The organism is Capilliphycus salinus ALCB114379 (genome assembly GCF_047276495.1).
Taxonomy (GTDB): Bacteria; Cyanobacteriota; Cyanobacteriia; order Cyanobacteriales; family Microcoleaceae; genus Capilliphycus; species Capilliphycus salinus.
The window spans coordinates 6658110-6683372 of sequence record NZ_CP178543.1 but is presented as its reverse complement, the minus strand read 5'-3'; the positions used below and the strand labels follow the sequence as shown (position 1 = coordinate 6683372).

Below are 25263 nucleotides of genomic sequence, written 5' to 3'. Positions count from 1 at the left end.
AACCCGCCCCTACTGAAAAAAGGGGTAACAGATAACTGTTCACGGTCAACGAATTGCTGTATTCTTAATTTTAAATTTTTTGATTAATTTGGCGATATGAACACTAAAATTACAATTTCCTTATTCAGCCTTCTGTTTACCGTTGGACTTCAGCTTCCAAGCGTTGCTGAAACGGTGTTAGAAAAGGTGAACCGGACGGGGGTTTTAACGGTGGGTGTGCGTGAAGATGCCATTCCCTTTAGTTATTCTAACGATAGCAATAACTTTGAGGGGTATTCTGTGGAGTTAATGCAGTTAATTCACCGTCGTCTGGAACAAGAATTAAATAAACCGATTCAAATTCAGTTTAAACCCGTGACCATTGAAAATCGGTTTAGTTCGGTCGAAAATGGTACGGTTGATTTGGTCTGCGGGGCGGATAGTATTACGGTTGAACGTGAACAAACGGTTGAATTTTCTATCCCGTTTTTTACCACCGGAATACAGTTATTAGTTCAAGAAGAAGATGCGGAACGTTTAGATCCAACTCGGATCACAGAAGAAGAATTGGAAATGGTGACAACCAATCCAGTTTCTATCGCTTTTATTCAAGGAACAACAACCGATACTGATTTTAAACCGATTTATCCTGAAGCTGATTGGCAAATTTTAGGAAGTCGAACTGAAGGTTTGCGACGTCTGAAAAATAATGAAATTGATGCGATCGCCAGCGATGGTATTTTACTGATTGGAGAAATTTGGAAGCAAGGGGAAGATATTCAACTCTATCGTTTGATTCCTCAAGAACCGTTGACTTTTGAAAATTACGGTTGTATTTTTCCCCAGAATAATTTAGAATGGGGTAAACTGATCAATTCTACGATTACCAGTTCAGAAAATACGGAAGAATTATGGAATAAATGGTTTAATTCGGAGACGGGACGTTTTCCCTATCAACGTTTTTCTGATGATACCGCAAATCGTTCGAGTACAGAACCCACACAGCCCAGACGAGCGCTTTGGTAAACTCTAGATCTCGTTTTAACAAATCTAGTTTTAACAGATAAAAACCCCGTAGGGGCGGGTTATTTTAAATCTTGGATACCCAGCAACAAATTATCTAAACCCGCCCCACCTTCGCCCAAATTAATTGTTAATTGGGTCTGAATTACAGCTATCTATAAACAAATAAAAACCCCGTAGGGGCGGGTTCTTTTAAATCTTGGATACCCAGCAACAAATTATCTAAACCCGCCCCACCTTCGCCCAAATTAATTGTTAATTGGGTCTGAATTACAGCTATCTATAAACAAATAAAAACCCCGTAGGGGCGGGTTCTTTTAAATCTTGGATACCCAGCAACAAATTATCTAAACCCGCCCCACTTCGCCCAAATTAATTGTTAATTGGGCGGGTTTATTACAGTTATTTTTGGGTTGGATAATTCTTGACGGAACCCGCCCCACTTCGCCCAAATTAATTGTTAATTGGGCGGGTTTATTACAGTTATTTTTGGGTTGGATAATTCTTGACGGAACCCGCCCCACTTCGCCCAAATTAATTGTTAATTGGGCGGGTTTATTACAGTTATTTTTGGGTTGGATAATTCTTGACGGAACCCGCCCCTACAAATAAAAATCTTCGGGGCGGGTTTATTAGAGTTATTTATTGATGGGATGTGATTAGATTTGTTTGACCATCAAAAGACTTTCATAATTTTTAAAATCTAAAAAAGATTCAAGTTTGAGGGTTCCGACGGGATAAAACCCTTGCTTTTCATGGAAGATAATTGAACGATGGTTTGAGATGGGTTTGTTAACGATAAAGGCGGATAAAAAGGAATTGGGAAAGGTTTCATAGAGCGACTTATACATAAATTGAGCAACACCTTTACCTCTGTGGTTGGGGTGAGTGGCGATAATTTTTATATAAAGATGTCTCTCGCCGAGAATTTGATTTCGGTAAGAATCATCTTTCCAAATAATTTGGTTTAAAAATTCAGGGGTAATTTTTGGTTTTGATAGGGCTAAAAATCCCCGAATGTTATTAGTAAAATTAGTAGTATTTTGATTGGGGAACCCGGTTTTTTGTTGGTGACTCGGAGTCGGCTTGATTTGGTGTTTAAAAACCGGGTTTTTTTCTAAGTATTGTTCGACAGCGACAAAATATTGAGTCTGCTTGTCGATGTTGTCTTGAATCTCTTTTTCTGTGGTTTTAGCCAACAAAAAACCATGATAATTTAAGACATTCTTATCTCGGGTAACAAGAGAGTTATGAATGTCAATAATCGCTTCCCAATCTTCAGGGATGGCGGGTCTAAAATTAAACTTGTAGGTTGGCGTCATTCATGCTAAACTTGCTTAACAGTAGTACACCTCTGATCCGATTAAGCAAGAGTAAATCAGCGATCGCTAGTTAGTCAATTCATTCTTTCTCAGAGGATGGGCTAGATTCTTGAGATGGGGGTTTTTCCTCAGATTGAGGGCAAATATAAGGTTCTAGCTTCCTGACTGCTTCCGCTTTTTTCTTTTTGCTCGAAGATGAACTCTTGATGGATACGTGTGACAGCAGCATGGTTTCTCCTTTTACTGGTTTTGCCTCGACTCGGCGCCGATCTGTCTATTTCCATATTAAGCGATCAATTCGGGTCGCTACAAGCGTACAAATGCGGAATTCCTATTATTTTTCTAGACAAAATTACAATATCCGGAATAAGTTCGTTAATTGTATAATTAAGTTTATAATTCCTTTGAATTATCACAATTAATTAAGTTTTGTATCGGTTAATTTTTGAAGAAGAAGGAAGAAGGCAGCTATGAAGAAATAGAAAGTTTGCAGGCAATTAAAGGTGACGGGGCGGGTTTATAATACTTGTTGGCTAGGAATTCAAGGTTAACTCGAACCCGCCCCTACAAACCCGACTCCCCGTCCCCTCTCCCCCAGTCCCCCGGTCACTGTTTACTGTAAAAGGCTGGTTTCTGCTAAGGCTACGGCGCCCCACAGGGGGGCTTCATCGCCTAACTGGGCGGGAAATATTTCAAAATCAATTTCAGGTAAGGCGGTTTGGCGAGAAATTTGTCGGACTTGGTGCCAAAATAAATCCCCGGCTTTGGTGACGCCACCGCCCAAGATAAACCGTTGGGGATTGATAAAATTTGCCGCATTCCCAATACCGACGCCGATCGCCCATCCTGCTAATTTTATCGCGTTTTGGCAGAGTTCATCGCCGGTGTTTGCGGCTTGACTGACAATTTCAGCGGTAATATTATCGAGTTGATGATTAACTAAATTGCGAATAATTTCCCCTTTTTCGGGTTGTTCATGTAAGCTTTGACGGACTTGTTGGGCGATATATGGCCCGGACGCCAATCTTTCGACACAACCCCGTTTTCCACACAAACACAACGGTCCATCGGGTTTAACGACGGTATGACCAATTTCTCCGGCCATTCCCTGGGAACCCTGCCAAGGACGGCCATCGAGTATCCAACCGCCTCCAACTCCGGTACTAATGGTGATATAAAATAAGCTTTCACAGCCTTGTCCGGCGCCGAATTTGTATTCACCCAAAGCGGCAACATTGGCATCATTATCAACTCTAACCGGGGCGTTATATTCGGCTTCTAAAATCTCCTGTAAGGGTGTATTTTCCCATCCTGAAACATGGTGGGAGAGGCGAACAATTCCGGTTTTGGCATCAACCGGCCCGCCAAAACTGACGCCAATTGCCAGGGGTTTTTCATCGCCCAATAACTCCCGAATTAGCGATCGCATAATTTCCATATCGGTGGCCGCAGTGGGAGAATTTCCCGAAAGTTGACGGCGAGTCTGGTGCCATTTTTGTTCGCCGGGAATGAGAGTGGCTGCGGCCAATTTTGTACCCCCAAAGTCGAGGGCGAGGATTTTATGATTCATTTTTCCTAACCCCCGAATTGAGCGATAACATCATCAGTTTTTAACGCTGAAATTGCCAAATTTTCTATCTTTATCTATGGCGAATATGTTCGTAGATACCGACATAATCTTTACCGGGATAGTTCCAAGAATAATCAGATTCCATGCCTTGTAAGGCGAGTTGGCGGAACTCTTTGGGGTAATAATGCCACAAACCAATTGCCCGATCCATTGCCGATTCTAAGGCTTGATTATCGGTTTGATAAAAAACATAACCGTTGCGTTTTTCTTCGGGTTGATGGTTGTCATAATCCCGATCAAAAACGGTACTGACTAACCCGCCGACGCCGCGAACAATTGGCACGGTTCCGTATCTCATGCCGATCATTTGAGTGAGTCCGCAGGGTTCGTAATTACTGGGGACAATAATCATATCGGCACCGGCATAAATTAGGTGAGAAAGTTCTTCGTTAAAGCCGATTTCTAGATGACAATCGGGGTTATGATCGAGGTAATGTTTTTCATGCCAGAACCAATCATTTATTCCCCGTTCAGTTGCCGAACCGAGTAGTACAAATTGCGCCTCTCGCTGTAGGGCGTAATAAATGGCATGGTGGACCAGATGAACGCCTTTTTGTTGGTCTAGGCGTCCGATATAAGCGATAACCGGTTGGTTGACATGGCGCAGCCAGAGTTTTTCTCGTAAGGCTTTTTTATTCTTAATTTTGGTCTGGAAATCGTCGGGACTATAATTAAACGGAATATAGTCATCTATTTCGGGATTCCAAACATTATAATCAATGCCGTTGAGAACACCGGTAAACTTGTGTTGGTGTTCGTGTAAGGTATGACCTAAACCATAACCACAGTCGCCCAGATGGGCTTCCCAAGCGTGATGGGGTGAAACAGTGGTAACAAAATTGGAGTAAACAATACCGCCCTTCATAAAATTAAGCGCGAAGGGATTAAAATTGTCTCTCAGACGACTGTAATCAAAATAATAGGCTTCGTTATTGAGTCCCGTCGCCCAAAGAACATCAACCCCGCCAATTCCTTGGTGTTTAAAATTATGAATGGTGTAGCAAACTCGTTGATACTCTAGGCCATGATATTTATAAATTTCAAAGAGCATCACGGGAATTAAACCGGTTTGCCAGTCGTGGCAATGAATGATGTCGGGGCGTTTATTGGTGCGTAATAAAAATTCTAAAGCGGCTTTACTAAAAAAGGCAAACCGCATATTATCATCATCGCAACCATAATAACAGCCTCGGTTGAAGAATTGATCGCCCGAACGAGGTTCAATAAAGAAACATAATCGTCCGTGTACCCAACCGCAATAAACATCACAAAGAATTGCGGCACCATACCAGGGTACTGATAAATCTCGATAGGCTTCGTGCAATCCCCAGATGTGGTCGTACCGCATACAATCATATTTCGGTAGAATAATTTCTACGCTATGGCCCCGTATTTCTAACTCGCGGCTGAGTCCGTAAACCACATCGCCCAAGCCTCCGGCTTTGATTACGGGAGCGCATTCAGAGGCAATCTGTACGATGTACATTTCTAGTCCTCACTTACTGGCTTGATCGGTGAACTGAATTGACAATTTTCACAAAAGTATACATTATTATCCGACAAACCACGAATATATGGCGCTAAGGACAGAGAACAGTCACCAGTCACCAGTCACCAGTCACCAGCGCGTTCCTTGCGACTTGGCGGCTTCCGTCGAGAGCGCGTTCCTTGCGACTTGGCGGCTTCCGTCGAGAGCGCGTTCCTTGCGACTTGGCGGCTTCCGTCGAGAGCGAAGTTCGTGCATAGAGCGAAGTTCGTGCATAGAGCGAAGTTCGTGCATAGAGCGAAGTTCGTGCATAGAGCGAAGTTCGTGCATAGAGCGAAGTTCGTGCATAGAGTTATTACAGTTTACAGTAAACAGTTTCTCCCGACTTCTGACCTCCCGACTTCTGACCTCACGACTCCTGACCTCACGACTTGCGCGTAGCGCTATACAGGGGATAGAGGCGAAATGCAATCTTGCTAGAGTTTCTTGGGCGACACGCGAGAGGAATACTAAAGTTAACCTATAATCTAATTGAATCTCTGCTCAACTCTGATAATCTCAGGTAAACTCAGCTTAAGGCTAGTGGACTTGCAAACCCAATGGACTTGACGCCAGCAATTCAAATCGCCAACGCCGCAGTTTATGCTCATTTTGGCCGATATCTCACCGATGTAGAAACGGCAATTCTTCAGGGGACTTGTCAAAAACAAACCTATGAACAAATCGCCAACGCTTCAGGGTATTCGGTGAGTTATCTTACCCGTGATGTTGGCCCGAAATTGTGGAAATTGCTCAGTCAAGCTTTGGGGGAAAATGTCAGTAAAACGAATTTTCAAGCCGCTCTCGAACGTTATCATTTCCGACATCAACAACTAGATATTCCCGAACCCGTTTCCGTTGCTTCTCCCGTTTCTCCCGCGACCGTTGCTTCTATTGAAAATCATTGTGACTGGGGAGATGCGGTCGATGTTAACCTATTTTATGGACGGACAAACGAACTTAATACCCTCAAACAATGGGTTCTTATTGATGGCTGTCATTTGGTTGCGGTTTTGGGAATGGGGGGAATTGGAAAAACGTCTCTGGCGGTGAAATTGGCGAGGGAAACTCAGGGAGAATGGAATTATGTAATTTGGCGAAGTTTGCGAAATGCTCCCCCGTTAACCACGCTGTTAGGAGACTGGGTTTCTTTTCTATCAGATAAACAAGATATTGAAGCGAAACTTGATCGCTTGTTATATTGGTTGCGGTCGGCTCGTTGTTTGTTAATTTTAGATAATGTTGAAACGATTTTATCTTCCGGAAGTCGGGCGGGTCAATATCGTTCGGGTTATGAAGATTACGGCGAATTTCTAACAGCTATTGGTCAAACGGCCCATCAAAGTTGTTTGCTGATCACCAGTCGAGAAAAACCCGGTGAAATTGCGGCGTTAGAAGGGGAACAGTTGGCGGTTAGAAGTCTTCAGTTAGGGGGATGTCGGGAAACGGCAGAGGCTTTAATTGGGTTGGTTGGACTGTCAGGAACGAGCGACCAAAAACACCAACTTTTGCGCCGTTATAGTTACAATCCTTTGGCGTTGAAAATTGTTGCGACTTCGATTCAAGATTTATTTGCCGGAGAAATTGGGCAGTTTTTAGAACAAGATACGGTTATTTTTAATAATATTCGTCGCCTTTTAGACCAACAATTTGAGCGGCTTTCAAGTTTAGAAAAAATGGTGATGTTTTGGTTGGCGATCAATCGAGAATGGACAACTATTGCTGAACTTGCAGAAGATATTATTCCGGTGGTTTCGCGAATGGAATTGTTGGAGGCGTTAGAATCGCTGAGTTGGCGAAGTTTGATTGAAAAACAAGCCGGACGTTACACCCAACAGCCGGTGGTGATGGAATATGTTATCGATCAAATGTTGAGTCAAATGACCGCAGAAATGACTCGCATGACTGAATTAAATTCTCATCTGGATTCTATCGAGTTGTTGAGACGTTATCCTTTATTGAAAGCAACGGCGAGGGATTATGTTCGACAAACTCAAATTAGCTTAATTCTCGAACCGCTGAGTCGGGAATTGTTAAATTTGTTTGGAAATATTGATAGCACCCAAACGGTTTTGATGAATATTCTGTCGAGTTTGCAGCAAAAATCCGGGTCTGAAATTAATTATTTAGCCGGAAATTTGGTTAATTTGTTATTTGACCTGCAAGTCGATATCAGTAATAGTAATTTGTCGAATTTAAGCCTTTGGCAAGTTGATTTTAGAAGCCGGAATTTAAACGGGGTTAACTTGTCCGAATCGAATTTATCTAAATCGGTTTTTACGAAAAGCTTTGGAACGGTTTATAGTTTGGCTTGGAGTCAGGATAACCGGATATTAGCTACGGGTCACGCCGACGGAGAAATTTGTTTGTGGATGGTCGAAACCGGTCAGTTATTTTTAAAGATAAAAGGACATGAAAGTTCGGTTTGGACGTTGGCTTTTCATCCCGAGAATACTCAACTGGCGAGTGCGAGTTTTGACTCTCCGACGATTAAACTTTGGAATATTAAAACCGGAGAAATCGAACATACGCTTACGGGTCATAGGGATTGGGTTCGAGGTTTGGCTTTCTCCTCCGATGGTAAGATTTTAGTGAGTTGTAGTAGCGATCGCACGATTAAAGTTTGGGATAAAATAGGAGATAAAATAGGGGATAAAATAGGAGAAAATCACGGCAATAATTCCTGTAAAACCCTGCACGGACATACAGAAGCGGTGATGACTTTGTGTTTATCTCCCGAGGGTTTATTGGCGAGTGGAAGTGAAGATTTATCCTTGCGGTTGTGGGATATTAAAAGCGGCGAATGTTTGCGGGTTTTAGAAGGACATCAAGGGGTTATTTCTTCGGTGGCGTTTAGTCGAGATGGTCAAACTTTAGCCAGTTGCGAAGAAAAAACGATTAAACTTTGGAATGTGGAAACCGGAAACTGTTATCAAACCTTGCAAGATGATTTAACGTTAGTCTGGTCGGTGGCGTTTAGTCGAGATGGTGAAATTTTAGGCGGAAGTGATGGTCAAATCTTGCGACTTTGGGATGTAAAAACGGGGAAATGTGTTGCAGTTTTGGGGGAATATACGAGTCAAATTTGGTCAATTGCGTTTAGTCCAAATGGTCAAATGTTGGCGGCTTGTGATAATGAAATGATACAAATTTGGAATTTAGAAACTCGGGAACGTTTGCGAACTTGGCGAGGATATGCGGACTCTGTGGGGTCTTATTGGTGTTTGGCGTTTAGTCAAACGGGTGAATTTTTAGCCAGTGGAAGTGGTGATGGTGTTGTTAGGTTGTGGAAAACTCAGACGGGTGAATGCTTGAAAATTCTCCGAAAACATTCTAAATTAGTTCGCACGGTTGGGTTTAGTTTGAAGGGTGAAATATTAGCCAGCGCTGGCGAAGATCAAATCATTTGCTTATGGGATAGGTTGTCGGGTCGCGGAATTAAATCTTTAGCCGGACATACGGATACAATTTGGTCGGTTTGTTTCAGTCCAAATGGGGAAGTTTTGGCGAGTGGAAGTGCAGATAAAACGGTTAAGTTATGGGAGGTGAAAACGGGGAAATGTCTGCAAAGTTTGAGTGAACATCGCGATCGCATTTTGACGGTTGTTTTTAGTCCAAATGGGGAAGTTTTGGCGAGTGGAAGTGCTGACCAAACGGTGAAATTATGGGATATTAAAACGGGGGAATGTTTACAAACTTTCAGTGAACATCGGGGTTGGGTCTGGTCTTTGGCGTTTAGTCCTGATGGTCGGTTTTTGGCGAGTGGAAGCGAAGATCGGACGGTGAAATTATGGGATGTTAAAACGGGGGAATGTCTGAAAACGTTGGCGGGTCATGCTAAGTTAATTTGGTCGCTTGTGTTTAGTCGGGATGGTCAAAAACTTATTAGCGGAAGTGCGGATAAAACGGCGAAACTTTGGGATGTAAAAACGGCTGAATGTTTGCAAAGTTTTCCGGGAAATATTGATTTAATTTGGGCGTTTTATTATAGCTTGGATGAACAAATTATAGCCAGTGGGAGTAATGGAGATACAATATTATTATGGAATTTAGCCGATCAAACGACTCTAAAAACGTTGAAAACTCCGAGAATTTATGAAGGAATGAACCTCGGCGATGTTACGGGGTTAACCGAAGCAACAATCGCCAATTTAAAACTGTTAGGTGCGATCACTTAATCCGATTAAATAATCTTGTAAAAAAATCACCAACCCCGCTCCTTTTCGATGGTACACTATCGACCAAACTCAAGATTGATTCAGGAATTTGAACGGGGTTGATGCGTCATCCACCTTCATTTACTACTGTACAAAAGTTACCCAAGTTTGTCATTACAGAAAATCTCAGGAGTTAGAAAATTATTAATCTCAGGTTGATTTCAAATGGACTCTATGCAAGGGGTTGATACTGATTTCAGCTTGTCTAAAATGTCAAAAAATTGCAAAATGTCTGATAATCTCAGGAAATCTCTGATATCTTTAAGACGTGGTGATCTCATATCCAACTTATCAATAATCCGCTTCGTAGGGGCGGGTTCACCCGAAGGTCTTGACGACCACTCCGAAATAAAATTAAACCCGCCCCCCAACCCTAAGAAAATTAATCAACCGGACATCATATGAGGTTTAAGGATAGACAGACTCGGGTGAATTTTAAACCCCTGGAAAAATAAGCTAAAATGTTATGATAAATTCAAATGTTTTCAAAGGCGATCAAAGCGGGGAGAGTTAAAAATCTATGCTTCATCTGAGGGAAAAATTCAATCGATTTGAAGCCAAAAGAAAGCAATTGATTTATCGAGGATTTTTTATCCTTTTAACGGGTTTTCCTCTGTTCACGGGTTGTACAACCGAATCCGAACCCCCGCTAATTTCTGAGTCTACAACCGAAACAACAGCGTTAACAATTTGGTGGGATAAAGGGTTTACCCTCGAAGAAGATGAAGCCTTGCAAAATCTGATTCAAAATTGGGAAAAACAAACCGGAAAAAAAGTAGAACTTTCATTTTATACCACCGATCAACTTCCCCATAAAACTCAAAGAGCAATTCAAGCGGGGAATCCTCCCGATATTTTGATGAGTAATGCAGCCGAAAGAGTTTTAAACCCCAAGTTAGCTTGGGAAGGACAGTTAGTTGATGTTTCTGATGTGATAGAACCCATTCAACATCTGTATTTTGAAACTTCTTTAAAAACGGTTTATTTATACAATAATCTTAAACAAAAACATAGTTATTATGGCGTCCCGATTTCTCAATCGAATATTTATATTTCTTACTGGCAACCCTTAATTGAACAAGCGGGTTACACCGAGGCCGATATTCCCAAAGATTGGGATAAATTTTGGAAGTTTTGGCGAAAAGTTCAGGATAATTTACCTGATAATAACGATGAAAAAGTCTATGCAATGGCTTTCGCTTTATCCTCTCGGGCGGGAGATACTTATCAATTAGTCGAACATATTTTAGAAGCCTATGATGTGGAAATCATTAATATACAAGGTCAATTGCAAGTGGAGCGCCCTGAAGTTCGCCAAGGAATTATTAACTGTTTGACTTGGTTAACCGAACAATATAAAGCGGGTTATGTTCCGCCAGATACTATCACTTGGTTGAACCCGGATAATAATCGTTATATTCTCAATCGCATGGCGATAATGACCCCCAATGTTACGCTTTCAATTCCGATTGCAGTTCGTCAAGATGCAGAGGTTTATCAGAACCAACTGAGAACGATGGAATTTCCCAAAAAACCCAGTGGTGAACCGATGCGTTATTTTATTAGTGTTAAACAAGCGGTGATTTTTGAGAAGTCAAATAAACAGGAAATGGCGAAAGAATTTTTGAAATATTTTGTGCAACCGGAGGTGATTAACGAGTATTTGAAAACTTCAGGAGGTCGAAATTTACCCGTTCACAAACCGCTTTGGGACGATCCGTTTTGGAGCAATCCTTCCGATCCTCATTTATCGAAAGCGGTTGAAATTTTAACCGAAAGTCAGACTATTCCTTATAGTTCTGTTGTGAATCCGGCTTATAGTTTAGTTTATCAGAGCAATATTTGGGGTCAAGCTTTGGATAAAATATTAGTTGAAGGTCAACCGCCAGAAAAAGTTACAGACGAAGCGATCGCAGAAATTAAAACTATTTTTGAATCATGGGAATAAAGTTTGGAAAAAAACATCTAACCGTTAAAGTCGCCTGTTCGTTTTTACTCTTGTCCCTAGCAACATTAGGGATAGTCGGAGGGGTAACATTTATTAGGGCGAGAGAGGCTTTAAAAAATGCCGCATTTTACCGTTTGCAAGTTTCAGCCACTCTGAAAGAAGAAGAAATTACCCGTTGGTTTGAAGACCAACAACGGGATTTTCTACTAATTACTCAATTTCCTGATATTCAAGCTAATCTTAAAATTATTCTCGAACAAGATTCAACAACGGTTGAGTATCAAGCGGCGAAACAAATTATCTCGGAATATGTGCAGAATATTATCAAACTTAAACCGAATTTAAGAGAAGTTTTTATTATTGATACCAGTAATCGCATTTTAATTTCAACGGATAAACAGCGAGAGGAAGACTACGAAGTTCTCGCTAATGTTACCTATATTGAAGAAGTTGAACCCGGAGATAGTTTCGCCCCAATTTTTTATGTTTCGCCGTTAACCGGTAAACCTGCTGTGACTTTAGCCGCACCCTTGCGGGATGAATCTGGAGTGCGTCAGGGTGCTATTTTAACCCATCTAAACCTGACCCGTATTGATAATATTGTTCGCGAACAAACGGGTTTAGGGAAAAGCGGAGAAACCTATTTAGTGGGTTCGTTGCTGACTCAAAATACCTTTATTTCTAAAGCGGAAAGCGGTAAAAAGATGGTCGATGAAAATGTGAGCAGTCACGGGATTGATGAGGCGATGAAAGGAGTCAGCAGTTACGGGCTTTATAATAATTATAATGGCGTTCCGGTGATTGGGGTTTACCGTTGGCTCAACGATCAAGACCTAGCATTATTAGTTGAAATGCAACAGCAGGAAGCCTTTGCACCTGCACGACAACTCGCCGGAAGTATTGTATTAGTTGGATCGGTATCTGTGGCGGTGTTAATGGTAGGTGTTTACGGTTTATCTCGTCAGTTAAGTTTGTCGCGTCAACAGTTAGAAAATTATAGTCATAAACTGGAAGAAAAAACTCAGGCTTTACAACAAGAAATTCGCGATCGCATTATGGCGGAAGCCGCTCACGCCGCCTCAGAAGCGGAATTACGAGCCTTATTTGTCGCGATGCAAGAGTTAATTTTTGTCTTGGATGGAGAAGGACGTTATCTGAAAATTGCCCCGACAAACAATCAATCTTTACTCTACAAACCCACAGAAGAAATCTTAGGAAAAACGGTCGCTCAGATTTTTGAACCGGAAAAAGCGAACTTTTTTCTACAATATATTCAAACCGCTTTGTTCTGTCAAGAAACCATTAATTTTGAATATGATTTGATGCTCAACGGTCAACTTTTCTGGTTTGATTCGATTATTTCACCGATTTCTGAGGATGCGGTATTAGTGGTAGCCAGAGATATTACCGAACGCAAACAACGAGAAGAAGCTTTAAAGTTAATTGTTGAAGGTACGGCTTCCGCAACCGGACGAGAATTCTTTCATTCATTAGTTACTTATTTAGCCCAAATTATGCAGGTTCGTTATGCGTTAGTGGCGGAATATGTGCCGGGTTCAAAGCAACGGGTGCGAACTTTAGCGTTTTGGCAAGGGGACGGCTTTAGTGATAATTTTGAATATGATTTAGCCGGCACTCCTTGCGAGGTTTTATCGGCGGGAGAATGTCGATTTTATCCCGAAAATATCAAAGTACAATTTCCAGAAGATCCCTATTTAGTTCAATTTAATGTCGAAAGTTATATGGGTTTTGCGCTGTGTAATAGTGCGGGCGATCGCATTGGTCACGTTGCAGTCTTTGATGTGGAACCGATGACAGATGATGTCACCAGACAGCTTATTTTAAAGATTTTTGCGGCGAGAGCGGGTGCAGAATTAGAACGAAAATTAGCCGAAGAAGAAACCCAATGCGCCAAAGAATTAGCCGAACGAGCCAACCAAGCCAAAAGCGAATTTTTAGCCAATATGAGCCACGAATTAAGAACACCTTTAAATGCAATTTTAGGCTTTACTCAAATTATGAATCGAGATGTGAAACAACATCCCGAAATGGCGTTAATTCAGCATCAAGATACACTGGAAATTATCAACCGCAGTGGCGAACATTTACTTTCTTTAATTAACGATGTGTTGTCAATGGCGAAAATAGAGTCGGGAAAATTGAGCCTACAAGAAAATCGTTTTAATCTCGATCATCTTCTCAAAAGTTTAGAAGAAATGTTGCGACTGAAAGCCAATTCAAAGGGCTTAAAATTATCCTTTAAAATTGACTCAAATCTGCCCGAATGTGTCTATGGGGATGAAAGCAAATTACGCCAGATTTTAATTAATTTACTTGGAAATGCGATTAAATTTACTCGGCAAGGCGAGGTTATCTTGCGGTTAAATCAAGTTGATTTGGCTACTATTTTGTCCGAACAATCTAAACTTATTCGTCTAAAATTTGAAGTCGAAGATACGGGGCCTGGAATTTTTCCCGAAGAACTTGAGAGTTTATTTGAAGCGTTCGTTCAAACAGAAGCCGGACGACATTCTCAACAAGGAACGGGTTTGGGTTTGGCAATTACCCGTCAATTTGTGCAGTTAATGGGGGGTGAAATTGGAGTTGATAGTGTTGTCAATCAAGGGACTATTTTTAAGTTTGAAATCCCGTTAAAAGTGAGTCATACAGGTTCACTTCCGCTAAAAAATGCCGATAAACAAGTGATTGGAATTGCTCCCGAACAGCTAAAATATCGAATTTTAATTGTTGAGGATAAATGGGAAAATCGTCAACTGTTGCGTCGGTTAATTGAACCGATTGGTTTTCAAGTTAAAATGGCAGAAAATGGTGAAGAAGGAATTAAAATTTGGGAAAATTGGCAACCTCATTTAATTTGGATGGATATGCGAATGCCTGTGATGGATGGCTATGAAGCAACACGGTATATTAAAGGAACAGCCAGGGGTCAGGCGACTGTAATTATTGCATTAACGGCGAGCGCTTTTGAAGAAAAACGCTCTCTGGTTTTGTCGGCTGGATGCGATGATTATGTGCGTAAACCGTTTCAAGAAGCGGTGATTTTCGAGAAAATGGCTACTTATTTAGGGGTTCGTTATCTCTATGCTGAAGCTGAAGAATATTCTTCATCTCAGGATTCTATTTCTCCAGAGTTGCTAACGCCAGAAACGTTAAAATTAATGTCAAAAGAATGGATAATTAAACTCCATCAAGCCGCCACAGAAGCCGATGATTCACAAATTTTAGAATTACTCGATAAAATTCCCAATGATGCGGCTTTAATTCGTCAAACTTTAGCCGATTTTATTAATAATCTTCGGTTTGAAAAAATTATTGAGATTTCTCAAGAAGCTTTAAAATAGGGGATTTTTGGAAAGTAAAAATATTTACTTGGAAAATCAAAAAAGCCCGGTCTATCAATATAAACCGGGTTTTAATCCAGACAATAAATCCGCCCTTTATTGTTATAATTTCTGTTATCTAACTGGCAGTTAATAACTTCATTTGAGTAATTTGTCGAATCCAACGAGCTTGACGCTGATCGCCCGGAATGACTAAACGCAAAGGCCCTTCATCTCCGCTTAAAGGTTGACCATCACGGGTATCTGCTAACAAAATTGTACGGTTTCCAAAAGTAGGATCAAGTTCGGTTAAACTATACACAACCTGATAACCATCGGCAGCTTCTACAACTAAATATAACGTCATATTGTCGCCCCGTAATTGATCGCCAAGAGGTACTTCTGCTTCTCGTAAAACTTCAATTAAAGGTACACCTTCGTAGATAGCAGGTGTTCCGCGATCGCTTGTTTCAATCGTCAAACGGGGAAGTTGAGCCAAATCTCCTGCACTAAAACCTTCAGTTTGAGGAATTTCACCACTGATAAAAAAGAGCGTTTCAACGGCAAATGTAAAGTCAAATTCTTCGGTCGTTGTATTGCCAAATTCATCGCTAGCAAATAAACGCAAAGTATACAAACCATCGGGTAAAGTTTCACCGTTGATTTCGGCTAAATTTTCGGGAGTCAGACGAAAACTTCCGTCCGGTTCTAACTCTGCGGAAATATCGACAAAGTTAGAGGTCATTGTATCGCTAAAACTGGCTCGGAAATTGACAATTTCACTGGCATTATTCACCCGACCAATAAGGGTTGGATCGGCACTAAAATTATCTTCGGTTCCAATTCCGGTATCGTTCTCTAAATCCACAATAATTTCGGGAGGGGTTAAATCAAGAAATCGCCCCGTTAAAGCTTCAGTTGAGACTCCAACAACCCGAGCTAAAATGGTATTAGAAATAGTATCTCGGATGATTGTATCCTCACCATTTGTTTCTAAATTCAGGTTCGTTAAACTTAATCCTTCAGCCAATCCAATGCGATCAACGGCTTCAAAATCGGCGATAATATCCGCTTCTGCTAACTCTGTAACACCCGTACTTTGCCGCAGGATAAATACATCGGCTCCTTCGCCTCCCACTAAAGTATCAATCCCCAAATCTCCACTTAAATAATCATCCGCTTCTTGACCTTGTATAACGTCATTTCCTTGACCGCCATAGAGGGTATCTTGTCCCTGTTCTCCCCCTAGAATATCATCGCCTTGATTGCCATATAAAAGGTCATAATTTTTCCCTGCAATTAAGCTATCATCGCCTTCTCCGCCCATTAAAGTATCCGAACCAATATCACCTAAAATTCGTTCATTGCTGACACTTCCAACAATTAAATCGGGGTCACTTAATCCAGAAATTCCACCCGGATAACTATTCAAAAATCCCGGCGTTAGATAAAAAATATCGGGGTTTTCCGTAAGTAAATAGGTTTTTCCATCTGGACTCGGACTGCCAATATTTAAAGCATTAACTAACAATTCCATGTTTTACTCCTCACACAAAAAATAAAGGTTTAACGGGCTAGTTGATAGCCATGTTGTTCAAAGATAGATTTGGCTTGGCTACCGGATAAAAAGTTCACAAACTCTCGGGCATCTGTAACATTTTTACTGTCTTTAATTACCGCCACTGGATAAACTAAAGGTTCGTGAGATTCTGGGGGTGCAATTGCAACAATTTTGACTTGATTCGATTGTTTTGCGGTTGTATCATGGACAATTCCCGCATCAACATTTCCGGTGGCGACATAGTTGACAATTTGTAAGGCGTCTTTGGCATAAATTATTTGGGTTTTAAGTTGTTCAAACAGGTTAAAATAGGTCAAAACTTCTTCGGCTGATTTGCCAACGGGTGCGACTCTGGGTTCGCCTATGGCAATCTTTTTAACGGTGTTTTTGGTTAAGTCTTGAAAGCTATAAATTCCGGTCATATTTTGTGGAACAATTAACGCGACTTGATTGGTTAATAAATTGCGACGAGTCTCATTAAGAAGTAATCCTTTCGATTGCAATTCATCCATAAATTTTGAGGAAGCGGAGATAAACACATCAACGGGTGCGCCCTGTTCAATTTGTTGTCTTAATGCGCCAGATGCGGCAAAAATATAGATGATTTTAACGTTGGGTTGAGTTTGGCTATACACTTGTTGAATGGCTTCCATTGTTGCTTTTAAACCCGCACCTGCTGCTACGGTTAATGTGGTTTGATTGGGTTGGGCTGAACCAACATTAACAGTGGAAACGAATAAAATAAAGGCAGCAACTAAACCAATTAAATCAATTAAAAACTCTCTCCTTATCATCTTTCGTTATCGTTTATTAAAACTTTTTTGATTGGGTTGGTTTTAATAAATTATTTAATTTCATCGCAGTTATAATTCGTTTTTTACGTTGACGCTTTTTCAAAAAATTTAATTGTTTGATCGGATATTGTTCGGAAAAGCGATCTGAAGACTGTTCATTCTCAATCAGTTGATTTAAAGCTTGTCTATCCACAGGTTTTGCTTGAATTTTGGCTTTCAGTATGTGCAGAAAATATCGTTTATCAAAGTAGTCTTGAATAAATCCTGCAATGGTATTTTTCCAATCGGAGAAACCCTGCTGTATTTCAACTTCTGACCACACTTTAAATTCTTGCAGAGATTGATTCACATGACCAAATCTCACCTCATTTCCCTGAGAGATTACCAAAATTTGGGCATAGTCAAACAGTTTTTTTGTTTTCTCTTTGTAGATGAAAATATTATTATAAAAGCTTTCAATTGCCCGATTTTCTAAAATTTTACAAACTTCAATGATGACCAGAGGTAAACCATTGATAAAAATCACGATTTCCGGTGAATAATGCCAGTGGTCTACCGTTAGGCTAAACTGATGAACGGCTAACCAATCATTATTCAGGGGATGAGTGTAATCAACAATCTGCACCTTTTCAAAAACAAATTTATCGTTAAAATAGTAAGACACATCTACGCCTTGAGTTAGATAGTCTTGCAGGGTAGCATTATTGTTGTTTTTGCCGTCATAAAATTGTAATTTTTGTATGGCTTTTTGCAGGGCGAGTTCAGAAACATGAGGATTAATTTTTTTGAGGGATTGTTCTAGACGCTCGCGCAGAATCACCTGATTTTCGCGTTCTGTTAATATTGTCGATGAATTTTCTCGCTCTGATAAAACTGTATAACCCAGAACTTCAAACCAAATCAGCATAATTTTTTTCTCAAAAATTTTGTTGAACGTTGAATTAGTAATAAAAAGAAAACTGGCTGTCAAGAGGTAAAAAAAACGGTACTTAACAATCAACTTAACAGCCAGTTGACTCTGCTACTTATCGCTAATCTTTAGTACCAAGACATTAACCCGCAAATTTTCGTGGGATTTGTCCTGATATCTAAGAGGCATCTGACATTATGCAAGTATTTAAGCACAATGTAAAAAATACTTGCGTAGTAAAAGATACAATTTTTACCGCTTGAACCGCGACGATACCAGTAGACTGGTGAAAGTTAGGGATAGGGTTTGAGTTTAGGCTGTATATGAAGCAGGACAACGAACTACGCAATAGCCTCAAACAAATTCGCACGCGCTTGGGTTTGAGCCAGCAAGACTTAGCGAAAGTGGTGGGGGTTTCTCGCCAAACCATTAGCGGCGTTGAGTCCGGACAGTATGCCCCCTCTGCGACGATAGCGCTGCGGTTGGCAAAGGCGCTTGGGTGTCAGGTGGAGGATTTGTTTTGGTTGGAAGAAGATTGTCTGCGAGTCGAAGCTACACCTGCCCAGACTATTCCCGCAGACCAGGATGTTCGGTTCACGTTGGCGCGAGTTGGGGGAAAATTGATGGCTTATCCCCTGTTGGGTGAGGACGCCTTTCGCACCGAGATGATTCCCGCAGATGGCGAGGGTTGGGGACAAACTGAACGCGCTCCGGTACAGGTGAAATTGTGGACGCAACCGGAAAGAATTAATCAAACGGTGGCGGTGGCGGGTTGTACTCCGGTGTTATCTTTGTGGGCGCGAGTGGCTGAATATTGGTATCCTAATCTGCGGGTTTATTGGAGTTTTGCTAATAGTATGGATGCGCTAGAACGCCTGTGTCGGGGTGAAGTTCACATCGCGGGAATGCACTTGTACAGCCCAGAAACCGATTCTTATAATGTTAGTTTTGTTCGAGAAGCGGTGATGAATAAAAGGGCGGTATTGATTAATTTGGGAGTTTGGGAAGAAGGGTTACTGGTTCAAGCAAATAATCCGAAAAATTTGAGAAGTGTTGTGGATTTAGTTGACGCTAATATTACGATTGTTAATCGAGAAATCGGTTCGGGAAGTCGTCAATTATTAGAGTATTTGTTGCAAAAAGCCGAGATTCCTTTTCAGGCGGTGAAAGGGTTTAATTCTGTGGTGAATAGTCATGTTGCTGTCGCCAGGGCGGTGGCGAGTGGAAATGTCGATGCGGGTGTGAGTACCCAAGCGGTTGCTAAAGCGTTTGGACTGACTTTTATTCCTTTGCATAAATCTCGATATGATTTAGTTGTTCTTAAAGATTATTTAGCTGAAACTCCGGTTCAACAACTCCTAAATACTCTCGGACATCCCCGTTTACATTCCCAATTAACGGCGCTTGGAGGTTACGATACTTCTCAAACAGGAGAAGTTGTCGCTACTATTGAATAATCATAAATTCGAGCCAATCTAAGCGCGAATTCTGCTATGATGACAGCCAAGCTGTTTTCTAGTTTAGGATTGATTTTATTTTAACATCAATCTGTTCTTGCGTCAATGCGTCGCCTTATTGCAATGAATACCCGTTCTTTTGATAATTCTACCGCTAAAATTCTGGTTGTTGATGATACGATTGATAGCTTGCGTTTGCTCTCCAATATGTTGAGCGAACAGGGATATAATGTTCGGAAAGTTTTAAATGGTCAAATGGCTTTAACAGCGGCTCAAGCGGCTCCTCCCGATTTGATTTTACTGGATATTAATATGCCGCAAATGAACGGTTATGAAGTTTGTCAACAACTCAAAACTCAAAAAGAAACCGCAGAAATTCCGGTGATTTTTATTAGTGCGTTAGATGAGGTTTTAGATAAGGTGAAAGCGTTTACAGTTGGGGGAGTCGATTATATTACCAAACCGTTTCAATTTGAAGAAGTGGTTGCCCGGGTAGAAACACAACTGAAAATTCGTTTTCTCCAGCAACAACTCTCGGAAATTCAACAACAGTCTCAAACCTTACAAACTCAATATCAGCGTTTATTTAACTCGGGAAATGCGGGAATATTTCAGATGACACCCGATGGATTTTATCAAACGGTTAATCCGGCTTTAGTTCGTCTCTACGGTTATCAATCCGCCGATGAAATGATTAACGATTTTCTCAATTTAGATGATAAACGTTATGTGAATCAAAAGCGTTGGCGGGAGTTAATGAATCATTTAGAAAAAGAAGGTTCAGTCGTTGATTTTAAGTCTCAGGTGAAACGGGTTGATAATCATTTAATCTGGATTTCTGAAAATATTTGGGCGGTTCGAGATGAACAAGGAAAGGTTTGTTGCTATGAAGGAAGCGTTATTTTAGCCGAAGAAAACGATAAAAAAATTAACGATGTTGAGAGTTAAATGCTTTTCCGAGTGCAGCGGGTGGGGTTGATTTTCCCGCAATTCCGACCAAAGCAAACAGGGCAATTAAATAGGGAAGCATCACCAAAAACTGATAGGGAATATCCAAATTAAACGCTTGAATTCTCAGTTGTAACGCTTCTGTTGTCCCAAACAAAAAACAGGCTAAACTCGTATAAACCGGATGCCAACGACCAAAAATAATCGCAGCAATGGCAATAAAACCCTTTCCCGCACTCATTCCTTCCGTAAAAAATCCGACGTGAACTAAAGCTAAATAAACGCCTCCCAAACTCGCCAAAATTCCGCTCAAAATCACACAAATATAACGAACTTTCACCACCGAAATTCCCGTCGCATCCGCAGCAACGGCAGACTCGCCCACCGCCCTCAACGTTAATCCCCAGTGAGTCTTAAAGATAATATAGGTGCTGAGTCCAATTAATATTAAAAGCAAATAGCACAAAATATCTTGCTGAAAAATTACGCCCAAAACGGGAATAGATTTTAAACCGAATATTTCGAGTTTGGGAAGTTTGGGAAGCGCGACGGTTCCGGTATTAAATAACAGTCTCGCCCCGTAAGCCGTTAATCCCGAAGCCGCCAAATTTATCGCCAAACCCGAGACAATTTGATTGACGTTTAAACTGACACAAAGATAAGCGTGAACTCCGCCAACGCACCCGCCAATTACAACCGCAATTAAAATAGAGATTGCCAGATTTTCGGTTAAAACTGAACTCGCCGCCCCCACAAAAGCGCCCGTTAATAAAAGTCCTTCCAAACCGATATTAATCACCCCCGAACGTTCGGCAAAAAGTCCGCCCAAAGCGGCAAAGGCGAGGGGAATTGCTAGGCTGATACTCGATGAAAAATAATCGGTTATAAAAGAGAGGTTTTCTGATATCATAAAGATGTGAGTTTTAATTTAAACCTGCTGTGTTTTTTTATCGATTGCCAAACTAATTGCGAGAAAAAGTAACACTAATCCTTGAATTGCATAAACAACAGTAATGGGAACTCCCGCAGTTTGTTGAATGACGTTCGCCCCGCTACGAAGCGTTCCAAAAAATAGCGATATTAATATCACCGCCAACGGACTCCCCCGACTCAATAAAGCAATCGCCACCGCATCGAAACCGTAGCCAGGAGAAAAGTTTTCAAACAGGCGATATTTTAACCCCAAAACCTCCGAACTTCCCGCAAGTCCGGCCAAACCTCCCGATAAAATCATCACGAAAATTAGAGTAAAATTAACGGAAATTCCCCCATAACGGGCGGCTTTGGGATTTTGTCCGACCGCATCAATTTGATAACCCCAGGCGGTCAAATAAAATAAAATCGCCAAAATTCCAGCCATCAATAAACCCAAAAAAATCCCGGCGTGAGCTTGAGTTTGGGGTAATATAATCGGCAAACGAGCGGACTCTTGAATCAAAGGACTAAAAGGGCTGGGCGCTGCGGGGGCTTTCAGGGGATTGCTAACAAGATAGCTAATCAAATTTTGGGCGATATAGTTTAGCAATAAAGTAGAAAGAACTTCGTTAACGCCGCGAAAAACCTTTAGGTAAGCCGCAATAAAAGCCCAAAATCCGCCGAATAGAAACCCCGCAATTAACGCTAAAGGAAGATGAATAAAACCCGGCAAATTCTGCACATAAAGTCCTATTAAAACACTTCCCAAACCGCCCAGATAAATTTGACCTTCTCCCCCCAAATTAAACAAGCCTCCCCGCAGGGCGACCAACACGCCCAAACCTGTTAATAATAGGGGCGTTGTTTTGGTGAGAGTATTCCCAAATCCGTATTTTGTGGTTAAAGATTCTTGAAATAAAGCAAGATAAGCGGTTAGGGGATTTGTTCCCGCAATGGCGATTAAAACCGCCCCAACTAACAGGGCAAAAAATACCGCTAAAATGGGCGGAATAATGAGCCAAAATCCGCGATTTATTTTTATGAGTTTAGTTTCGGATGCCATTGCTCATCAAATAACCAACCTGTTCTACTGTAGCATCGGAAGCGTCTAAAATCTCAACAAATTGACCGTTAAAAATAACTGCAATTCGGTCGCTCACCGCCAAAATTTCTTCTAATTCGGTAGAAATATATAAAATAGCGGCGCCCCGTTCTTTTTGTTCGAGCAAACACTGTTTTACAAATTCCGTCGCCCCGATATCTAACCCTCTAGTTGGTTGCATTGCGACAATTAATGTCGGATTTTGAGAGAATTCGCGAGCTAAAATAATCTTTTGTTGGTTTCCACCGGATAGAAATTTAACGGGAAGTTGAGGATTTTGGGTTCTGATATCAAACTTTTTAATTGCATCTTCCCCGTTACGATTAACGGTTTTGTTTTGTAGAAAGCCGTACCGACAAAAAGGCAAAAACCGAAACAGTTTTAAGATGAGATTTCGGGCGAGACTAAAGTTAAGAATTAATCCCGTTGTTTGGCGGTCTTCGGGAATGTATCCGACGGTTAAAGGTTGGTTTTCGGGGTGATTGAACCGAATATTTCCCCCGAAAATTTCTCGCAAACCGACAAGACTATCGGCTAACTCTCGCTGTCCGTTTCCATCAACTCCCGCTACCCCTAAAATCTCGCCCCGATGCAGTTCAAATGAAACGCCTTTAACGGTTAATATCCCCAAGTCGTTTTTTACTTGTAAGTTCTCAACATCTAAAATCACTTTATTTTTGGGTTTATTTTCGGGAGTTTTAACGGTTTTTTTCGGGGTGAAATTTACCTCCCGACCCACCATCATTTCGGCGAGTGCTTTGGGCGTTGTATCTTGGGTTTTTGTCGTGGCGATAACTTCTCCTTTTCGGAGTACGGTAACGGTATCGCAAATTTCCATTACCTCGTTAAGTTTATGACTAATAAATAGAATGGTGTGGTGATTTTCTGCGAGTTGGCGTAAGATTTGAAATAAAGATTTCACCTCCGATGGTGTTAAAACGGCTGTTGGTTCGTCTAAAATTAAAATACTGGCTTGGCGATAAAGCGCTTTGAGAATTTCCACCCGCTGTTGAGTTCCGATGGGTAAATCTTTGACTTTTGCAGTTGCGGGAACTTCCAAACCGTAGGCTTTCCCCATTTGGGTGATTTCGGATGCTTTTTTTTCTAAGTTGAGATGAAACTGACTGCGACTTCCCAGAATAATATTTTCGGTAACGGAAAGTTCGGGAATCAGCATAAAATGTTGATGAATCATCCCAATTCCGTGACGGATAGCCGTTTGGGGCGAAATGGTTTTTAGGGGTTTATTCTGCACGTAAATTTCACCGATATCGGGTTGATAGACTCCCGAGATTATCTTCATTAACGTGCTTTTACCCGCCCCATTTTCCCCCAGAATTCCGTGAATAGAACCGGGTTGAATTTCCAGGTTAATATTATGGTTGGCTAAAAAGTTGCCGAAGGATTTGCTAATATTTTCTAATCTTAACGCTGTCATGGCGCAATCATTCAATCATTAAATCGTTTCTTGCAGACAAACCGTTTCTTCTCCCCCATCGACGCAATCTTGAAACGTTAAATCCCCGCTTAACATTGACTGTTCAATCCGATTAACTTTTTCTTTAACCATGTCCGGAATAATTGGGTTAAATTTTCCGAGTTGAACAATTTCGGGATGTTCCAACCCCAACATATATTTTTCGGGTTCAACCCGATTTTCATGGACTAAATTGGCAACATAACCAATTGCACCTCCGATGTCTTGAAGGGTACTTGTCAGAACCGCTTCGGGTGCTATTTCTAACTGATTGCTGACATTTCCAATCGCATAAATTCCTTTTTCCTCAGCCGTTTCTAACACCGCAGGAGAAGAATTATCCAAATTGTGATAAATGACATCGACTCCGGTTGAAATTAGGGCTAATGTCGCTTCTTTTGCTTTGGCAATATCGTTAAAATCGCCCGTAAAACTGTTGACGGTTTCAATATTGGGATTAATTGACCTGGCGCCGAGTTCAAACGCTTTTGCTTGTGCGTCTGTGGATTTAAACGATAACCCGGTGATAAAAGCAACTTTGTTATTTTGAGTCATTAAAGCCGCAGTTGCACCCGCCAAATAAGCCAGTTGTAAATAGTTTGTCGTCACCGAAGCGTAATTTTCTCCCGCAATATTCCCGTTAACCGCTAAAAAAAACGTCTCGGGAAATTGACCCGAAACCTGTTCAATTGCGGCGTCAAATTGTCCGCCGTGAGCAATCACCAAATTGTAACCTTGTCGGGCGAAACCCGATAATGCTTCGGCTTGGTTTGCGGGTTCAACTTGTTCTAAATACGCCATCTCCGCGTTGAGATTTTCGGCCGATTTATTCACGCCTTCGTAGCCGGATTGATTCCAACCGCCATCGGTAATTGAACCCGGTAAAACAATCGCCATTTTAAATACTTTGGCGTCGGATTCTGTGGTTGGAGAATCTGAAGAACCCCCGCAAGCTTTTAACAACAGACTGACGGTTAACGCGCTTAAACTATAGCCAATAAATTGGCGTCGATTGTATTTCACTGTTGGTTTATTTTAAAAAATTCATTTATTTTTAAGTTTTTACCATGATTATTTACCCCTGTCAAGTTCGGTTTGAACATTTCAATATTTT

The 25263-nt window shown here is 41.2% G+C and carries 18 protein-coding genes; 7 read left to right on the top strand and 11 right to left on the bottom strand.

Annotated features, from left to right (window positions below):
* Positions 1-96: 96 nt before the first annotated feature.
* Positions 97-1005 (top strand): amino acid ABC transporter substrate-binding protein, encoded by a 909-nt coding sequence (locus ACL6C3_RS26990; RefSeq protein ID WP_413162795.1) that lies wholly within the window; start codon positions 97-99, stop codon positions 1003-1005.
* A 405-nt stretch (positions 1006-1410) separates the two neighbouring features.
* A complete protein-coding gene (locus ACL6C3_RS26985) occupies positions 1411-1614 on the top strand; it encodes a hypothetical protein (protein ID WP_413162793.1) in 204 nt (67 codons plus the stop codon).
* A gap of 47 nt (positions 1615-1661) precedes the next feature.
* Here the strand turns inward: ACL6C3_RS26985 and ACL6C3_RS26980 are convergent, their stop codons facing one another.
* The 4 genes from ACL6C3_RS26980 to ACL6C3_RS26965 form a co-directional block, all read right to left on the bottom strand.
* Positions 1662-2324 carry an N-acetyltransferase family protein gene (locus ACL6C3_RS26980; RefSeq protein WP_413162791.1) on the bottom strand — a complete coding sequence of 221 codons (663 nt, stop codon included), beginning with the start codon at positions 2322-2324 and terminating at the stop codon, positions 1662-1664.
* A gap of 613 nt (positions 2325-2937) precedes the next feature.
* Positions 2938-3894, bottom strand: a complete 957-nt coding sequence (locus ACL6C3_RS26975; protein WP_413162790.1) for an ROK family protein — start codon at positions 3892-3894, stop codon at positions 2938-2940.
* A 70-nt stretch (positions 3895-3964) separates the two neighbouring features.
* Positions 3965-5440 (bottom strand): glycogen synthase GlgA, encoded by a 1476-nt coding sequence (gene glgA, locus ACL6C3_RS26970; protein ID WP_413162789.1) that lies wholly within the window; start codon positions 5438-5440, stop codon positions 3965-3967.
* Between the two features lie 132 nt (positions 5441-5572).
* Complete coding sequence (locus ACL6C3_RS26965; RefSeq protein WP_413162787.1) at positions 5573-5788, bottom strand: hypothetical protein; 216 nt, start codon at positions 5786-5788, stop codon at positions 5573-5575.
* Between the two features lie 251 nt (positions 5789-6039).
* On the opposite strand from ACL6C3_RS26965, the gene ACL6C3_RS26960 reads away from it, so the two are divergent.
* The 3 genes from ACL6C3_RS26960 to ACL6C3_RS26950 all read left to right on the top strand — a co-directional run bounded on the left by ACL6C3_RS26960 (position 6040) and on the right by ACL6C3_RS26950 (position 15006).
* On the top strand, positions 6040-9657 hold the full coding sequence (locus tag ACL6C3_RS26960; RefSeq protein WP_413162786.1) for an NB-ARC domain-containing protein: 3618 nt from the start codon (positions 6040-6042) through the stop codon (positions 9655-9657).
* Between the two features lie 559 nt (positions 9658-10216).
* Positions 10217-11644, top strand: a complete 1428-nt coding sequence (locus ACL6C3_RS26955; protein ID WP_413162785.1) for an ABC transporter substrate-binding protein — start codon at positions 10217-10219, stop codon at positions 11642-11644.
* Complete coding sequence (locus ACL6C3_RS26950) at positions 11635-15006, top strand: ATP-binding protein (protein ID WP_413162784.1); 3372 nt, start codon at positions 11635-11637, stop codon at positions 15004-15006. Before ACL6C3_RS26955 ends, ACL6C3_RS26950 begins: the two co-directional genes overlap by 10 nt.
* A 118-nt stretch (positions 15007-15124) precedes the next feature.
* On the opposite strand, the gene ACL6C3_RS26945 is transcribed toward ACL6C3_RS26950, so the two are convergent.
* From ACL6C3_RS26945 to ACL6C3_RS26935, 3 genes are read right to left on the bottom strand one after another with little or no spacing between them, the layout of a single operon-like run.
* On the bottom strand, positions 15125-16522 hold the full coding sequence (locus tag ACL6C3_RS26945) for a molybdopterin-dependent oxidoreductase (protein ID WP_413162782.1): 1398 nt from the start codon (positions 16520-16522) through the stop codon (positions 15125-15127).
* Between the two features lie 29 nt (positions 16523-16551).
* Positions 16552-17340 (bottom strand): molybdate ABC transporter substrate-binding protein, encoded by a 789-nt coding sequence (modA, locus tag ACL6C3_RS26940; protein WP_413162780.1) that lies wholly within the window; start codon positions 17338-17340, stop codon positions 16552-16554.
* A gap of 16 nt (positions 17341-17356) precedes the next feature.
* A complete protein-coding gene (locus tag ACL6C3_RS26935) occupies positions 17357-18247 on the bottom strand; it encodes a type I restriction endonuclease (protein WP_413162778.1) in 891 nt (296 codons plus the stop codon).
* Between the two features lie 326 nt (positions 18248-18573).
* Between ACL6C3_RS26935 and ACL6C3_RS26930 the strand changes: the two genes are divergently transcribed.
* Positions 18574-19707, top strand: coding sequence for a substrate-binding domain-containing protein (locus ACL6C3_RS26930; RefSeq protein ID WP_413162776.1), 1134 nt, complete (start codon positions 18574-18576; stop codon positions 19705-19707).
* Positions 19708-19812: 105 nt separating this feature from the next.
* Complete coding sequence (locus ACL6C3_RS26925; RefSeq protein WP_413162774.1) at positions 19813-20655, top strand: response regulator; 843 nt, start codon at positions 19813-19815, stop codon at positions 20653-20655.
* Here the strand turns inward: ACL6C3_RS26925 and ACL6C3_RS26920 are convergent.
* The 4 genes from ACL6C3_RS26920 to ACL6C3_RS26905 are packed head-to-tail and all read right to left on the bottom strand — an operon-like array spanning position 20636 to position 25172.
* On the bottom strand, positions 20636-21565 hold the full coding sequence (locus ACL6C3_RS26920) for an ABC transporter permease (RefSeq protein ID WP_413162772.1): 930 nt from the start codon (positions 21563-21565) through the stop codon (positions 20636-20638). The two genes, ACL6C3_RS26925 and ACL6C3_RS26920, sit on opposite strands and share 20 nt — an antisense overlap.
* Positions 21566-21583: 18 nt before the next feature.
* Positions 21584-22633, bottom strand: coding sequence for an ABC transporter permease (locus ACL6C3_RS26915; protein WP_413162771.1), 1050 nt, complete (start codon positions 22631-22633; stop codon positions 21584-21586).
* A complete protein-coding gene (locus tag ACL6C3_RS26910) occupies positions 22617-24110 on the bottom strand; it encodes an ABC transporter ATP-binding protein (RefSeq protein ID WP_413162770.1) in 1494 nt (497 codons plus the stop codon). Before ACL6C3_RS26910 ends, ACL6C3_RS26915 begins: the two co-directional genes overlap by 17 nt.
* Before the next feature lie 18 nt (positions 24111-24128).
* Positions 24129-25172: a BMP family protein gene (locus ACL6C3_RS26905; protein WP_413162768.1), complete on the bottom strand. Its 1044-nt coding sequence runs from the start codon at positions 25170-25172 to the stop codon at positions 24129-24131.
* Between the last annotated feature and the right edge of the window lie 91 nt (positions 25173-25263).

Coding starts and splice junctions, on each gene's coding strand:
- ACL6C3_RS26990 (WP_413162795.1), top strand. CDS start 97: ATGAACACTAAAATTACAATTTCCTTATTCAGCCTTCTGTTTACCGTT.
- ACL6C3_RS26980 (WP_413162791.1), bottom strand. CDS start 2,324: ATGACGCCAACCTACAAGTTTAATTTTAGACCCGCCATCCCTGAAGAT.
- ACL6C3_RS26975 (WP_413162790.1), bottom strand. CDS start 3,894: ATGAATCATAAAATCCTCGCCCTCGACTTTGGGGGTACAAAATTGGCC.
- glgA (WP_413162789.1), bottom strand. CDS start 5,440: ATGTACATCGTACAGATTGCCTCTGAATGCGCTCCCGTAATCAAAGCC.
- ACL6C3_RS26965 (WP_413162787.1), bottom strand. CDS start 5,788: ATGCACGAACTTCGCTCTATGCACGAACTTCGCTCTATGCACGAACTT.
- ACL6C3_RS26960 (WP_413162786.1), top strand. CDS start 6,040: ATGGACTTGACGCCAGCAATTCAAATCGCCAACGCCGCAGTTTATGCT.
- ACL6C3_RS26955 (WP_413162785.1), top strand. CDS start 10,217: ATGCTTCATCTGAGGGAAAAATTCAATCGATTTGAAGCCAAAAGAAAG.
- ACL6C3_RS26950 (WP_413162784.1), top strand. CDS start 11,635: ATGGGAATAAAGTTTGGAAAAAAACATCTAACCGTTAAAGTCGCCTGT.
- ACL6C3_RS26945 (WP_413162782.1), bottom strand. CDS start 16,522: ATGGAATTGTTAGTTAATGCTTTAAATATTGGCAGTCCGAGTCCAGAT.
- modA (WP_413162780.1), bottom strand. CDS start 17,340: ATGATAAGGAGAGAGTTTTTAATTGATTTAATTGGTTTAGTTGCTGCC.
- ACL6C3_RS26935 (WP_413162778.1), bottom strand. CDS start 18,247: ATGCTGATTTGGTTTGAAGTTCTGGGTTATACAGTTTTATCAGAGCGA.
- ACL6C3_RS26930 (WP_413162776.1), top strand. CDS start 18,574: ATGAAGCAGGACAACGAACTACGCAATAGCCTCAAACAAATTCGCACG.
- ACL6C3_RS26925 (WP_413162774.1), top strand. CDS start 19,813: ATGCGTCGCCTTATTGCAATGAATACCCGTTCTTTTGATAATTCTACC.
- ACL6C3_RS26920 (WP_413162772.1), bottom strand. CDS start 21,565: ATGATATCAGAAAACCTCTCTTTTATAACCGATTATTTTTCATCGAGT.
- ACL6C3_RS26915 (WP_413162771.1), bottom strand. CDS start 22,633: ATGGCATCCGAAACTAAACTCATAAAAATAAATCGCGGATTTTGGCTC.
- ACL6C3_RS26910 (WP_413162770.1), bottom strand. CDS start 24,110: ATGACAGCGTTAAGATTAGAAAATATTAGCAAATCCTTCGGCAACTTT.